This window comes from Albimonas donghaensis (assembly GCF_900106695.1).
Lineage (GTDB): Bacteria > Pseudomonadota > Alphaproteobacteria > Rhodobacterales > Rhodobacteraceae > Albimonas > Albimonas donghaensis.
Genome location: NZ_FNMZ01000013.1, coordinates 40,214 through 54,291 on the forward strand (window position 1 = coordinate 40,214; position 14,078 = coordinate 54,291).

Consider the following 14,078-nt stretch of genomic DNA (forward strand, 5'->3'; position numbering starts at 1 on the left):
CTCGAATTCGAGGGGATCAAGATGAACGACGCGGAACCCATGCGCACGGCGCCCGGACGCGCCATGGAGATCGTGTCGCTGGAGGGGGTCAGCTCGGTCGCCTTCGTCGAGGCGGCCTTCGCGCTTTACGACGCCGGGACGCCGTTCTCGATCACCCGCAAGGAGATCGACCTCGGCGCCTATCCGCAGCTGGTGGTGACGCGGACCATCGCGGTCGCGGCGGATCCGGGCTGGGGGCGCTTCGCCCATGCGCCGCGGACCGACGACGCGCCGGCGCAGATCGTGTTCACCTCGGGCACCGAGGGGGCGCCGAAGCCGATCGTGCTGAGCCATCGCAACCTCGCCGACGTGGTGGCGCGGTTGAACGAGGTGATGCAGGTCACGGACGAGATCCGCGAATATATCGGCGTGCCGGTGACGTATTCGTTCGGGCTGGGCCGCGCGCGGGCGGTGTCGGCGGCGGGCGGGGCGTTCTTCCTGCCGGCGCGGTTCGACCCCTCGGAAATCCGGGCGATGCTGGAGGCGGGGGAGATCAACGCGGTCTCGGCCGTGCCCAGCCTGTGGCGGATGGTGCTGGCGGCGCCCGAGGCGATGGGGCGGGCGGGCGAGAAGGTCCGCTGGATCGAGATCGGCAGCCAGTACATGAGCGGGGAGGAGAAGGCGGCGATGAAGCGGCTCTTCCCCAACGCGCGGATCGTGCAGCATTACGGGCTGACCGAGGCGTCGCGCACGGCGTTCCTGGTGGTGTCCGAGGAGACCGGCGAGGCGCTGGAGAGCGTGGGGCGGGCCACCGGCTCGGCGGCGGTGGAGATCGACCCGGAGGGGGCGATCCGCATCCGCGGCGACCATGTGGCGACGGGGATTCTCGGGGCGGACGGGCGGGTCGCGGCCCTGGCGGGGGCCGACGGCTGGCTGACCACGAAGGACCGCGGAGAGATCGGGGCGGACGGGCTGCTGCGCTATCTCGGCCGGCTCGACGACCAGATCAACATCGCGGGGATCAAGCTGGCGGCCGAAAGCCTCGAGGCGGAGATCAACGCGCTGGTCAACCTGCCGGGCGCTTTCGCGGTGGCGGCGATCCCGGATGCGCTGCGCGGCGACGGCGTGCTGCTGGCGCTGACCGAGGACTTGGGGGAGCGGGGCGAGCTGGTGGAGGCGGCGGCGGGGATCGCGCTGCGGGCCCGCGGGCTGGCGCAGGGCGGGCTGGTCAAGGTGCTGCATGTGCCGGGCCTGCCCGTGACCGACAGCGGCAAGGTGCGGAGGCGCGCGCTGCGCGAGATGCATATCGCGCGGCTGGCCGAGCCGGGGCTGGCGGGCGCGGTGGGGCTGGGCGACGCGATCGAGGCGGGGCCGGACGCGGACCTGACCGAGGGCGAGCGCCGGGTGGCGGACGCCTGGCGGCGGGTGGTGGGGGCGGCGGATATCACGCCGGGCCTGACCTTCTACGATGTGGGCGGGGATTCGCTGAGCTCGGTGCAGATCGGGCTGGTGATGGAGGGCGCGGGCTTCGCGCGCGCCGCGGTGCGCGCCACGCTGGAGGGCCGCCCGGTGCGCGAGGTGGCGTTGCTGGACGGCGCCGGGGCGGGGGGCGAGGCGGGCGAGGCGGCCCCGGCCGAGCTGCCGCGGCGCACGGTGGAGAGCTGGTCGATCAACGCGGTGCGCGGGCTGATGGTGCTGTCGGTGCTGATCTCGCACTGGGGGCCGGGGGTGTTCGAGCGGGTGGGTCTTGCCGCGGCGGCGGACCGCTGGATCAGCATGATCTACCGGATGGGCACGCCGGGATTCTCGTTCGTGTTCGGGCTGGGGCTGGGCTTCTTCATGCTGCCGGGCTTCGCCAGGAACCGGCCCAGCGTGGCGCGGCGGCTGCGCGCGGCGCTGGCGCTGGTGCTGGTCGGGATGGCGCTGATCGCCGCCGCCAAGCTGGGCGGGCTGGCGATGCGGGGGGGGGCGATCGACGGCGGCGACGTGGCGCGCGCCTTCTACAGCGTGCTGGCCTATTACGCGCTGGCCCTGACCACGGCGATGCTGTGGCTGGAGGGGTTGAGCCGGGTCTCCCGCCCGGTTCCCGTCGCGCTGCTGGTCGCGGCGGCGATGTGGGGGCTGTGGGAGATCGCGGGCCCGCTGATGGCGGGGCCCCACATGAACACCCTGCTGGAATGGCCGCGGATGATGTTCGGCGGCGGCGGCTACACCTATTTCAAGGTCTCGACCACGGCCTTCCTGGGCCTGGCGCTGGGGGCCTGGCTTTCGCGGCGCGAGGACGTGGCGGGCGCGCAGCGCCTGCTGATCGGGGGCGGCGGCATCGCGCTGCTGTTCGCCGTGCTGGCCGCGATGGACATCTGGGGGGCGGGGACGTTCGAAACCCGCGGGGCGCCGGTCTTCAGCAGTTTCCTGGGGGCGCTGCTTTACGCGGCTTTCGGGACGCTGATGCTGGGCCTGTTCATGGCGCTGACCCGACGCTGGAACCGGCTGGGGGCGATCCCGCGCGGGATCGCCCAGGCGCTGATCGTCACCGGCGGGCTGGCCCTGCCGATCTTCGCTTTCCATGAGGTGGTGATCCCGACCAAGGATATGCTGCTGCTGGCCGGGCTGCCGGGCCTGGTGGCGCTCGCCCTGCCGCTGGGGGCGTTCCTGCTGGGCATCGGCTACGCCTGGCGGCGGTTGTTCCGCATGTATTTTCGCTAGAAACCGGCCCGGCGGTTCCCCTTGCCGCGTTGCCGGTCGCCGTCGCCGGGTTTAAGCGGAGGGAGGCTGATCCGCCCCCCGGCCCGAAAGCCCCACGGTCCGAAAAATCCCCGCGCCGGCGGGTAGAAGGAGCCTCGATGAGCTATGTGCTGATCTCGCCCTGCCGGAACGAGCAGGACTACATGCGCCGCACGCTGGACTCGGTGATCGCGCAGACCGTGCGGCCGGATCTGTGGATCGTGGTCGACGACGGCTCCACCGACGACACGCCCGCGATCCTGGCCGAATACGCCGCGAAGCATGACTGGATCCGCCCGGTTCCCAAACCCGACCGCGGGCATCGCGCCGTGGGGCCCGGCGTGATCGAGGCGTTCTATTTCGGGCTGAGCCAGATCGAGATCGATGACTTCGAGTTCCTGTGCAAGCTCGACCTCGATCTCGACCTGCCGCCGACCTATTTCGGCGGGCTGATCGCGCGGATGGAGGCGGATCCGCGCATCGGCAGCTGCTCGGGCAAGCCTTACTTCCGGGCGGGCGGGCGCATGGTCTCCGAGAAATGCGGGGACGAGATGTCGGTGGGCATGACCAAGTTCTACCGCCGCGCGTGCTTCCAGGAGATCGGGGGCTTCGTGCAGGAGGTGATGTGGGACGCCATCGACTGCCACAAGTCGCGGCAGCTCGGCTGGATCGCGTGCAGCTGGGACGACCCGGAGCTGCGCTTCGAGCATCTGCGCCCGATGGGCACCTCCCAGACCGGGGTGCTGACCGGGCGGATGCGGCACGGGTTCGGGCAGTATTACATGGGCAGCGATTTCTGGTTCTTCACCGCCACCTGCGTCTACCGCTTCGCGCATCCGCCCTATCTGCTGGGCGGGCTGGCGACCTGGTGGGGCTACATGCGGGCCTGGATCAAGGGCGCGCCCCAGCATGGCGACGCGGGCCTGCGCGGCTTCATCCGCGACTATCAGCGCCGGGCGATCCGGGTCGGCAAGGGCCGGGCCACCGCCGAGGTCGTCGCCCGTCAGACCCCGGTCTGGGAGGCGCGGGGGGGCGCCGCCTGACTTCGCCCCGGCCCGCCAAGGCGCCGCGCGGAGTCCGAGGCGAGGCGGGACTTCGGAGCGGAAATCGGGGCCGGGGTCAGCTGACGTTCAATCAACCGACCCCGAAACAACCGACCCGAAAACAACGGCGACAGGCTCGGCCCGTCCGGGACCGAGCCGGCCCCGGGGTCAGCGGGACAGCAGCCCGCCCGCGTTGCGGCGGGCGATCTGGGTGGGCAGGGCGGCGTTGTCGAAGACGTATCCGAAAAGCGCCACGTCGCGCGCATAGAGCGCGCCGACCCGGGCGATCATCTCCGCATCGTAGGCTTCCGCGTAGCCGCGCGGGGCGGCGGCGGGGGTGGCGTTGTCGTGGTTCAGCCGGGCCTGGGGGTTCACCCGGCGGCGCAGCGTGTCGAAATCGGCGTCGAGGGTCTCGTAGAACCCCACGAAGTCGATGGGATGATCGCCGTCCCGACCCCGCAGAAGCGCCTCCTGCGGGATGAAATGCACGTAGGAGCGCAGCCGCAGCTCGTCGAGCCAGTCCATCACGAAGCCGCGGAAGCTGTGCACGTCCTTCAGGTTCGCTTCCGCCCAGGCCCGGTTGCGCGGAGACATGCCGCCGCTCTTGAGGAACCTGTAGGCGGAATAAAGCCGGTCCCACGGGTTCCGCACCACGGTGAACTTGAAATAGTCGCGGAACTCGCGGGCGGAAAAGATCAACTGGTAGTCGGCGATCGTGCGATGCCCGCCGGCGAGATCGCCGTAGAGGCTGCGGCACACCGAGACCCCCGCGGCCTTGGGCAGATGCACGAAGATCGAGCGGGTGGCGTCGAAGCCGGTCGCCGAATAGCCGCCCGTGGACTCGCCGCGCCGCCAGGCGCGGCGGGCGCGGGCTCCCGGCCGCGCCGCATGCAGCGCGCGCCTCAGTTCATGGGTGATGATCGACATCTGGGCTCCTGGTGGGGCTGGCGGGCGGGGGTCAGGAAGCCGGCGCGTTCGGGATGCGCACCGGCTCGGCATGCTCCAGCTTCATGTGGGCGAAGGCCGCGGCCAGGTGGTCGCGCCGGGTCAACTCCCAGCGCGACGGGGTGAGCGCGGTGCGCTCCGAGGTCTCGAACGCCTTGAGGAACGCGGCGTAGCGCCGGCGCCGCGCCGCGGGGAAGTTCCATTCCAACAGCAGCCGCAGCCGCAGGCAGGCGCGGCGGAACGGCCCGATCCGGCGCGGCGGCGCGGCGGCCTTGCGCCGGGCGTCCTGGATGGTGTCGGCGAACTCGGTGTCCTCGGATCCCCCGCGGGTGACGAACTTGGTCTGGGTGGCGAGACCGGGAATGCATTTCCAGGTGCGCAGGGCGAAGAAGGCCACCGAGACCTCGTTGAACATGAAGAGATCCACCGGCCAGTGGAACGCCTCGGACAGGCGCAGCAGCTTCTCGGCCCCGGCGCGGCTGACGAAGTAGCTGCCCGTGGAGTTCTCGCGGCCGAGCGCGCGGCGCATGGTCTTGCCCTCGCCGATCGCCACGCCCGCGACCCCGCAGAGCGTGTCGCGCGGGTGATAGTCGAGCTTGAGCACGTCGATCCCGGCCAGCCGGGCGGCGGGCAGGTCGAGCCGGCCGTAATCCTGGCTGACCACCACGTCGTCCTCGAGCACATAGGCGCCGGGGACGTCCATCTCCACGATCCGTTTCCAGACCGTGCGATGGGATTCGAAGCAGCCGACCTCGCCCGGGCTGAGCGGGGCGTAGAAGGCGTTGGCGGCGGCCTTCATGTCCGCCTCGCGCTTGCCGTCGACGCCCTTGATCCAGATCGGGGAGAGGCCGAGGGCGTCGAGCTGCAGCCGCATGAACTCCCGGCGAGCGGTGTGGCGCTCCAGATTGATGACGAAGATGGGATAGGTGTCGCCCATGAGCATCTCCTGCAACGCCTGCATATCTCAAGGTCGGCTTCTATCGCCTCCAGACCCGGTTGCAAATGCGCGGGTCAGGCGGACGACCAGATGAAGTCCGGCGCAGGCCTGAGCCCCTCGGGCAGGGCGCCGGCGGCGCCGCCCTGCATCAGGGCCTTGAGCCAGGCGGCTTCGCGGGCGGAGTCGTAATCGGCCGCGACCCTGGCCCGGCCGGCCTCGCCCATGCGGGCGCGCAGGGCGGGGTCGTCGAGCAGGGTGGCGATGGCCTCGGTCAGGGCGGGGACGTCGCCCGGCGGGACGGTGAGGCCGGAGACCCCGGTCTCGACCAGCTCGCCCACGCCCGCCACCGCGCTGGCGACCACGGGGCGGCGGCTGGCCAGCGCCTCCATCAGCACCACGGGCACGCCCTCGGCGAAGGAGGGCAGGACGAAGATGTCGGCCTCTTCCATGTGGCCCGCGACCTGGTCGGGGGTCTGGTAGCCGGCGAATTCCACGGCGTCGGTCAGGCCGAGGGCGGCGGCGCGCGCCTCCAGCCAGGCGCGGTCGGGACCATCGCCGACCAGGCGCAGGCGGAGGCCGGGGCGGGTTTCGCGCAGGCGGGCGAAGGCCTCGAACAGCATCGGCAGGCCTTTGACGCGGGCGAGGCGGCCGACGAAGAGCAGGCGGGGAGCGGCGGCGTCGTCAGCGGCGGCGGCGGCGGCGTCCGTCCGGGACGGGGCGGCGTCGTAGAGCGCGGGGTCCACCCCGCAATGCACGAGGCGCAGCTTGCCCCAATGGGCGGGGTCGGAGAACAGCATGCCCTGGCTGCGGCAGAAATGGCTGATGCAGGCGACGAAATCCGCCCGCGCGATCTTCACGTCGAGCCGCCAGCGATAGGGCTCATAGAACAGGGTCGGCCCGTGCATGGTGAAGCCGAAGGGGATGTCGGCGAGTTCGGCGGCCAGCATGGTGACGGTGCAGCTGGAATCGCCGAAATGGTTGTGCAGGCGCCGCGCGCCGGCGCCGCGCAGATGGGCGGCGAGCACGCCCGCTTCGAGAAAGTAGAACAGCTGGTAGAGGAAGGCTTTCGGCCCCGGCGGGCGGGTGCGGATGGCGAGGCCGAGCGCCGACAGCCAGCGGCGGGGCGCGGCCGCGAGGACCGAGGCGTGGGCGCGGAGCAGGCGCGCGGGGCTGCGGGCGGTCTCGATGACGTGGAAGGTGCGGGCGGCCTCGGCGCGCTCGGCCTCGCCCAGCAGCTGGTCGGCGCCGGCGCGGCGGATCGAGCAGGGCAGGACCTCGACGCCGAGGGCGCGGAGCGCGTCCATCTCGCGCTGGATGAAGGTGTGGGAGACGCGGGGATGCTCGCCGGTCAGGTAGGCGACGGGGGAGGGGGGGGACGCGGACATGGAAGACTCCGGGGCGGGCTCCGGGGCGGCCTCCGGGGCGGGGGCGCCCTTGTATTCGATGATGCGCCCGCGCTCGCCGCGGGCGTGGGCGCGGGCGAAGCGCAGGGCGCCCATGGCCTCGGCCGGTTTGCCCAGCATGGTCAGCGCGCCGTAGAGGCGGGCATGGGCGGGCGGATCGCCGAAGGCGGCGCGGCGGTGGCGGGCGATGCGCAGGGCCATGGCCGGGTAGGCGAGAAGGGCGAGGAGGGCCGCGGCCAGCCCCCAGGGCCCGAGGCCGGGGACCAGAAGCGCCAGGATCAGGGCCGCGAGAATCCCCGCCGGGACCGCCATGCCCCAGAAGCGCAGGCGGGCCAGCGGGCGGCGGTTGTAGCGGTCGGGCTCGGACCCGTAGGCGGCGGCGCCCTCGGCATAGGACCAGCCGGTGCGCTCGGTCCGCTTCCACCATTGGCCCCAGCGGGTCATGGCGGCGTCGTGGAGCGTCATCTCGGCGTCGAGGCGGGCGAGGCGCCAGCCGCGGCCGCGCAGGCGGCGGTTCAGCTCGGGTTCCTCGCCGCAGATGAAGGCGGGGTCGAAGCCCGCCACCGCATGGAAGGCGTCGGCGCGGTAGAGCGCGTCGCCCCCGACGGCGGCGGCGGGGCCTGTGGGCGTGTTCCACTCCATGTCGCAGAGGCGGTTGAAGGGGGAGGCGTCGGGGAAGCGTTCGCGACGGCGCCCGGCGACGGCGCAGAGGCCGGGGTCGGCGAGCAGCGCGGCGCGTCCCGTCTCCAGCCAGCCGGGTTGCAGGGTGCAGTCGCCGTCGATGAACTGGATCAGGGCCGGGGGGGCGGGGAGGGCGGCGAGCGCGGCGGCGCCGGCGTTGCGGGCGCGGCCGGCGGTGAAGCCCTGGGCGGTGTCGAGATGCACGACCTGGACGCCGAGCGCCTCGGCCCGCGCGGGGCTGCCGTCGGTGGAGCCGCTGTCGACATAGACCATGGGCCCGAGCAGGCCGGCGTCGGCCAGCGCGCGGGCGGCCTCGAGGCAGGCGACGAGGCGGGCGCCCTCGTTGCGGCCGATGGCGACGAGACCGATGACGGGATCGGGGCCGATGGCGGGGGTCATCCGCGGGCCTGCCGCGCAGGACGGGTCGCGGCGCAGGTTTCGGGGCGGCGGAGGACCTTGGGAGGGGCGATCATGTCGGGCGCGTCGAACCTTGATGCGGGGGGATCGGCGGGCGGGGCGGCGGGCCATCCTAGGCGGCGGGGCCGGGCGCAGCCAGAGCCGAAGGGGGGGCCGCGGCGACCCGCCCCTTCGGGCGGGGGGCGGGGGGAAGGGAGAGGCGCTCAGGCCGGGCCGAAAACCTTGTCGAAAAGCTCGGGGATCTCGTGGCGCGACAGCAGCCGGATGCCGGTTGCGGCGGCGAGGTCGCGGGCGCGGACGGGGAAGGGGGCGTTGGTCAGGACGCCGGCCGCCTCGACGCCGTAACGGGCCTTGCCGGCATGGGCCTCCTGCACCGCCTTGGCGCCCGCCGCGCCGCTCCGGAGCTTGCATCGCAGCCCCGGCGAGCCGCCGTCGCGCCGCGCGATCACGTCGATCCCCTGATCGTCCGAGCCGATGGTGGCGGTCGCCTCCGGCCGAAGCCGGTCAGGGCCTCGGCCCCCCAGGCCGCGACGGCGCGGCCACTGAAGAGGGGAGCGAGGGGCAGGGCGGCGGCGTCGAACCGGCCTCGCGGCGCTGACGGGCGCCAGCTCGGCCGCCTCGTCGGGGGCGATCAGGTCCGGGTCGAGGGCGATGCCGGCGAATGCGGGCGGGATCAACAGGATTGCGCCGGATCGGGACGGGGGCGGAGGCCGCCACGCCTTACCGGCTCATCCGGGGGCGTCCGTGGCGGGGGCGTCCGTGGCGGGGTCGCCCTCGACGGGGGCGGACTCAGCCAAGGACCCCAGCGCCCGGGCCAGCGCCTCGGCGCCTGCAAGGCTGGGATGGTTGGTGTCGAAATAGAGCGCGCGGCCATCCCGCGCGCCGTAGCAGGCGCGGGCGTCGCAGAAGGCGGGGGGGAGGGGCGGGGTCTCGACCCCGAGCGCGCGCAGGCGGGGCAGGAGAGCCTTCAGCTCGGCCGTGCGGGCGGCGTGGTAGGATGGGGGAAGGGCCTCGTGCGGGCCGTCCTCGGTCCAGCGCAGCCGGATCCAGCTCTCGACCGGCTGGACCAGTTCGGGGACCGCGGGGGCGAGGATCACCCGGCGGCCCGAAGCGCGCAGCCGGGTGGCGAGGGCGATCAGGGACTCGGCATAGAGGGCGCGTTTTTCGGCGGCCCCTTCGGGGCTGTCGGGAAGCGGCGGGCCGGAAAGGGGGCCGAGGATGCGATCCGTCCGGTCCGAGGGCGACGCGGCGAGGTCGGCCTCGGTCTTGCCATGCAGGTAGATGGCGTGGCGCCAGGACAGCGCCACCGGGATCGTGGGGCGGGCCTCCAGCCAGGCGACCGCCGCGGCGGTCCAGGCGGTGCAGCCGGGATTGTCGGGGTTGTCGGAGGCGAAGGTGAGCGCCGGCGGGCAGGCGGAGGCGGTGAGCTCGACCAGGGTTTCCCCGGGGGGCAGGCGACGGGCGAGGACATAGGCGAGCTCCACCCCGTGGCTGTCCCCCAGCACGGCGAGGGCGGGGGGGCGGGCGGAGGCCTGGCGGGTCGGCCGGCCGTCCGCCCCGATCCGGCAGGCGCCGTCGGGGCCGATGGCCAGCATCCGCCCGGGCACGTGGTGGCAGCTATCGCGCAGGGGGGAGGGGCGGGCGCTGTCGAAGAGGGCGACCTGCCAGGGCGCGAAGCGAGCGGGGGCGAGGCCCCCGGTCCGGTCGGCGACGAGGCCGACCGCGACCAGCGCCGCCAGCGTCCCCCCGGTGAGCGCCAGGAAGGGACGGGTCGGCAGGCGGGCGGGGTCGCGGAACGGTTGCTCCACGAAGCGCCAGGAGGCCCAGGCCAGCGCCAGGGTCAGGGCGGTGAGGGCGGCCATCAAGACCGGGGAGGGGGGGGTGAAGCTCGCCAGCCGGGCGAAGGCGAAGACCGGCTGGTGCCAGAGATAGGCGGAATAGGAGATCAGGCCGAGGGCGGTGAGCGGCGGCAGGGACAGGAGGCGGGCGGCGGGGCCGCCGGGAAAGACCAGGATCAGCACGGTTCCCGCCACCACCGGCAGGCAGGCGAGGCCGGGGACGGGCGCCGAGGGCGGGACCAGCGCCAGGCCCGCGAGGATCAGCGCGAGACCCGCGGCCCCCGGAGCCCCCCCCGCCCGGCTGCGCCGCGACCAGGCCTGCGCGGCGGCGAGGCGGGCGGCGAGCCCCCCCGCGAGGCCCGGGGCCAGCGCCGCGCCCGGCCGGGTCAGAATGCCCGCCAGCGCGCCGGCCAGCAGCTCCCACGCCCGGAAGGGGGGCAGGTAGAAGGCGGCGGAGGCGTGGGGGCCGCGGGCCGCGATCTCGGCCGCCGCGAGGCTGGCCAGCAGGGCGGCGAATAGCAGGGCGGGGACGGCGGCGGGGCGCCGCCAGGCGAGGAGGAGGAGGGGGGGGAAGGCCAGATAAAACTGCTCCTCGACGGCGAGGGACCAGGTGTGGAGCAGGGGCAGGGTCTCGGCCGCCGGGGTGAAATAGTCCGAGGTGAGGAAGAAATACAGGTTGGAGGCGGAGAGCGCGGTGGCGACCAGGCTCTGCCCCATGGCGTCGAAGCGGTCGGGGGCGGCGAGGAGCCAGGCGGCGGGGAGGCAGGCGAGGCACATCAGGGCCAGCGCGGGCAGGATGCGCCGGGCGCGGCGGATCCAGAAGGCGCGGAGCGAGAAGGTCCCGCGGTCGAGCCCGGTCGCCATCATGCCGGCGATGAGGAAGCCCGAGAGCACGAAGAACAGGTCGACGCCCAGAAAGCCGCCGGGGAGCGGCGCCCCGGCATGGGTGGCGATGACGGCGCCCACGGCGATGGCGCGCAGTCCGTCGATGTCCTTCCTGTGGCGCATGGCCGATCCCGCCCGCTCGTCCCTGAGGCGAAAGCCGCCCGGGAGGATTGCAGGGGGTTTAGGTGAATTTTCTCCTAATAGACAGGAGAAGGGGGTGACATGCGGTTCCCCCGGGGCGGAAGGCCGCCCCCGGGGGGGCTCGTCCTGCGAGCGCGGGTTCAGGCATCGGCCGCGCGCCGACGGATCAGGCGGCGGCGAGCCAGTCGATCTGCGCCCCGGCCAGATCGTCGATCTCCAGACCTGCGAACAGGATCCGGTCGTCGCCGAAATCCAGCGCCACGCGGCCGCGGCCGTCGATCCAGGCCATCTCGGCCAGGTCCTGGCCGGTCAGCGCCGCGTCGCCGAGGCCGTGCAGCTCCAGCCGGTCGCCCTCGGCGACCGAGAAGTCGCGGATCACGTCGCGGCCGTCGCCGGCGGCGAAGACGAAGACGTCCGCCCCCGCGCCGCCGGTCAGGGCGTCGTCGCCCGTCCCGCCGGCCAGCACGTCGTCGCCGTCCCGGCTCTGCAGCCAGTCGCGGCCGCCCTCGCCGTGGAGCACGTCGTCGGCGCGGCGGCCGAACATGGTGTCGTTGAAGTCGGATCCGTGGATGCAGGCGGCGTCGCGGACCAGGGCGGCCAGGGCCTCGCTGGTCTCCAGCGCCGTGCCCGACAGCGGCGCGCCGTCCTTGCCGATGCGATTCTCCTGCAGCGAGGCGTAGGCCGCGGTCACGGCGACGCCGCCGATCTCGACCTGGAAGCCCTTCTGCGCGACCAGATAGGTCGCCTCGGGGTCCTCGCCCGCCGCACGCAATTCCCGACCGAGGGCCGAGGCGCGGTTGACCGCGTCGATCAGCAGGCCGACTTCGCCGGTCTCGGCCCGGCAGGCGCCGGCGGCGTCGAGGACGACCAGCTCGCTCAGGCCGGTGACCGTGGCGGCGGCTTCTGGCGCCACGGGGTCCGCCGGGTCCGCCGGGTTCGCCGGGTTCGCCGGGTTCGCCGGGTTCGCCGGGACGGCGTCATCGTCCAGATTGGGCGCGGCAATCAGCGTCTGGGCGAGGGCCAGCGCCTCGGGGGTGATCTCGGTCCCGTCCTCGAACAGCAGGCGCTCGACGTTGATCAGGTAGTCAGAGCCGTCCGGCCCGGTGAGCCGCCAGCCGTCGCCCTCGGCCTCGATCACGTAGGCGATGGCGGCGCCGGCGAAGACGGCGAGGTCGTCGCCCGCCCCGCCGTTGAGCCCGTCGTTCCCGGCCCCGCCGACCAGGATGTCGTCGCCGTGGCGGCCGATGAGGAAGTCTTCCTCCACGGTGCCGACCAGCACGTCGTCGGTCGCGATCCCGTCCGCGTCGCCGGTGCGGGTCACGCCGTGCAGATAGGCGTCGTTGGCCTCGGCCCCGTCCCACCAGGGGTCGGTCTCGGCGCCGAGACGGTCGAGCAGTTCGGCGCGGGGGTTTTCGTCGCCCAGCGAGGAACGAAGGCCCCAGGAGCCGGAGGCCCGCGCCGAGCCCACGGCGACGAACTGCATGAAGGGGCCGTCGCCGATCTCGGCCCAGCCGTCGAACAGATGCTGGTAGAGGTCGGCCATCTGCTCGGAGCGCACGAAATCGCGCATGAAGGCGTCGAGCTCGGCGTTGTTGGCGGCTTTCATGGTGTGCACGTGCTGGCCGCCCTCGTAGGCGATCAGGTCGAGCCCGCGGTCCTCGGCCACCGCCTTTTGCCGGGCGAGGGCGGCGAGGGTCTGGGGGACGGAACTGCTGTAGGTCGGGTCGAGCAGCTTGTCGTGCAGCCAGGTCATGGCGTCGACGTCAGGGTCCTGGATCGCGGCCAGAAGCTCCGCGCGCTGGTCGGCCTTGGCCGTGACCCGGTTGCCGAAATAAGTGGTGACGGCCAGCGCGTCGAACACCTGGTCCGGGGCGACGGCGGTCTCGGGCTCCAGCTCGAACCAGGTGACGGGGTCGAGCAGGTCGTTGCTGCGATTGACGCTGCCCGCCCAGGCGCCGAGCACCTTGACCAGGCGGGCGTCGGCCTCCTCGCCGAACACCTCATCCCAGACCATCGCCATCTCGGTGGCGAGCTTGGCCTGGTAGTGGACCAGCGCCTTCCAGTCGTCCGGGGCCACGCCCCAGTCGGCGACGGCCATGTCGCGCAGGTCCTTGGTCTGGTCGAAGGCCCAGTTCCAGGTCTCGTTGGAGAATTCGACGCTGGCGGTCAGGCGCGGGTCGAGATGGTCGCGCACATAGGTGGCGAATTCGCGGACATACTCGGCGTCGGCCCCGTGGGGCATGGTGAACCAGGGATCGGTCCCGGCCTGGTTGGCGAGCTCGACCATGATCTCGACCGGCACGCCGTTGTTCATCCAGGTCGCCTGGTCGAGCGTCGGCCGGTCGGCCCAGCTCTGCGTCATCTCGGAGTCGTTGACGTCCATCCAGTCCATGAAGCGGAGCTGGCCGGCGTCCTGGATGCGGGCGAGGAAGTCCGGGTTGAAGATCGCGCCGGCCTCGACCAGGTCGACATGATCCTCGCGCACCACCGAGATGTCACGGATGTAGTCGCCGGTCCCGTTGGGATCGGTGCCCTCGATAATCAACTGGACGCTGCCCAATCCAGAGGTTTCGAAGACGATGCGGCCCGGCTCCGATTCCAGCACCTCGGCGCTGAGATGGAGACGCAGATCGCCCTCGCCCTCGTAGGTGAGCACATAGACGCCGGCGCGGCTGTCGGCGGCGTCGGGGGCGCCGCCCCAGGACCAGATGGAGACGAACTGCTTCAGCCCTTCGGGCATGGATATGGGCCAGCCGTTTTCGTCGAGAACGCCGGACTGAGCGAGCGCCTGATAGTTCAGCTTGGGGGTCCCGTCGGTCGGGATTCCGCTCCACGGCCGCATGGTCCGGGCGATGTCGAGGAACGGCATCTGGGTGGACCAGTCCTTCACCGCCTCCAGGTTCCAGGCGAGGACCGGGGTGGAGTCGCCTTCGGCGGCGGTGGCGGTCGGCAGATCGGCATACGCGGTCATCAGGGGGGCTCCGTAAGCTACGCTGGACAAGATCAGCGCAGGTCTACGGGGGGCCGGGAAAGCAAACGAAAAGGACTGAGGTAACCGAGAAGTATCAGGGCTAGCGCAGGGTGA

At 72.7% G+C, this 14,078-nt stretch carries 8 protein-coding genes and 1 pseudogene; 2 read left to right on the forward strand and 7 right to left on the reverse strand.

Going from position 1 to position 14,078, the window contains the following annotated elements:
- The first annotated feature begins 21 nt into the window (after positions 1 to 21).
- Complete coding sequence (locus BLV24_RS20580; RefSeq protein ID WP_092685418.1) at positions 22 to 2,685, forward strand: AMP-binding protein; 2,664 nt, start codon at positions 22 to 24, stop codon at positions 2,683 to 2,685.
- A gap of 137 nt (positions 2,686 to 2,822) precedes the next feature.
- A complete protein-coding gene (locus BLV24_RS20585) occupies positions 2,823 to 3,746 on the forward strand; it encodes a glycosyltransferase family 2 protein (RefSeq protein ID WP_092685420.1) in 924 nt (307 codons plus the stop codon).
- A gap of 168 nt (positions 3,747 to 3,914) precedes the next feature.
- Here the strand turns inward: BLV24_RS20585 and BLV24_RS20590 are convergent, their stop codons facing one another.
- The 7 genes and pseudogenes from BLV24_RS20590 to BLV24_RS22160 form a co-directional block, all read right to left on the reverse strand.
- Positions 3,915 to 4,673: a sulfotransferase family 2 domain-containing protein gene (locus BLV24_RS20590; RefSeq protein WP_143040389.1), complete on the reverse strand. Its 759-nt coding sequence runs from the start codon at positions 4,671 to 4,673 to the stop codon at positions 3,915 to 3,917.
- 31 nt (positions 4,674 to 4,704) lie between these two features.
- A complete protein-coding gene (locus BLV24_RS20595) occupies positions 4,705 to 5,628 on the reverse strand; it encodes a glycosyltransferase family 25 protein (protein ID WP_176954866.1) in 924 nt (307 codons plus the stop codon).
- Positions 5,629 to 5,702: 74 nt separating this feature from the next.
- Positions 5,703 to 7,013, reverse strand: coding sequence for a glycosyltransferase family 4 protein (locus tag BLV24_RS23050; protein WP_092685434.1), 1,311 nt, complete (start codon positions 7,011 to 7,013; stop codon positions 5,703 to 5,705).
- A 714-nt stretch (positions 7,014 to 7,727) separates the two neighbouring features.
- Positions 7,728 to 8,240: pseudogene (locus BLV24_RS23070) on the reverse strand (glycosyltransferase); the annotation flags it as partial.
- A 92-nt stretch (positions 8,241 to 8,332) separates the two neighbouring features.
- Entirely contained in the window at positions 8,333 to 8,806 is a 474-nt protein-coding gene (locus BLV24_RS20610) for a restriction endonuclease (protein ID WP_176954867.1), read from the reverse strand.
- 51 nt (positions 8,807 to 8,857) lie between these two features.
- A complete protein-coding gene (locus tag BLV24_RS20615) occupies positions 8,858 to 10,975 on the reverse strand; it encodes an acyltransferase family protein (protein WP_092685428.1) in 2,118 nt (705 codons plus the stop codon).
- Between the two features lie 184 nt (positions 10,976 to 11,159).
- Positions 11,160 to 13,964, reverse strand: a complete 2,805-nt coding sequence (locus BLV24_RS22160) for a calcium-binding protein (RefSeq protein ID WP_092685430.1) — start codon at positions 13,962 to 13,964, stop codon at positions 11,160 to 11,162.
- Positions 13,965 to 14,078: the final 114 nt, after the last annotated feature.

Coding starts and splice junctions, on each gene's coding strand:
- BLV24_RS20580 (WP_092685418.1), top strand. CDS start 22: ATGAACGACGCGGAACCCATGCGCACGGCGCCCGGACGCGCCATGGAG.
- BLV24_RS20585 (WP_092685420.1), top strand. CDS start 2,823: ATGAGCTATGTGCTGATCTCGCCCTGCCGGAACGAGCAGGACTACATG.
- BLV24_RS20590 (WP_143040389.1), bottom strand. CDS start 4,673: ATGTCGATCATCACCCATGAACTGAGGCGCGCGCTGCATGCGGCGCGG.
- BLV24_RS20595 (WP_176954866.1), bottom strand. CDS start 5,628: ATGGGCGACACCTATCCCATCTTCGTCATCAATCTGGAGCGCCACACC.
- BLV24_RS23050 (WP_092685434.1), bottom strand. CDS start 7,013: ATGTCCGCGTCCCCCCCCTCCCCCGTCGCCTACCTGACCGGCGAGCAT.
- BLV24_RS20615 (WP_092685428.1), bottom strand. CDS start 10,975: ATGCGCCACAGGAAGGACATCGACGGACTGCGCGCCATCGCCGTGGGC.
- BLV24_RS22160 (WP_092685430.1), bottom strand. CDS start 13,964: ATGACCGCGTATGCCGATCTGCCGACCGCCACCGCCGCCGAAGGCGAC.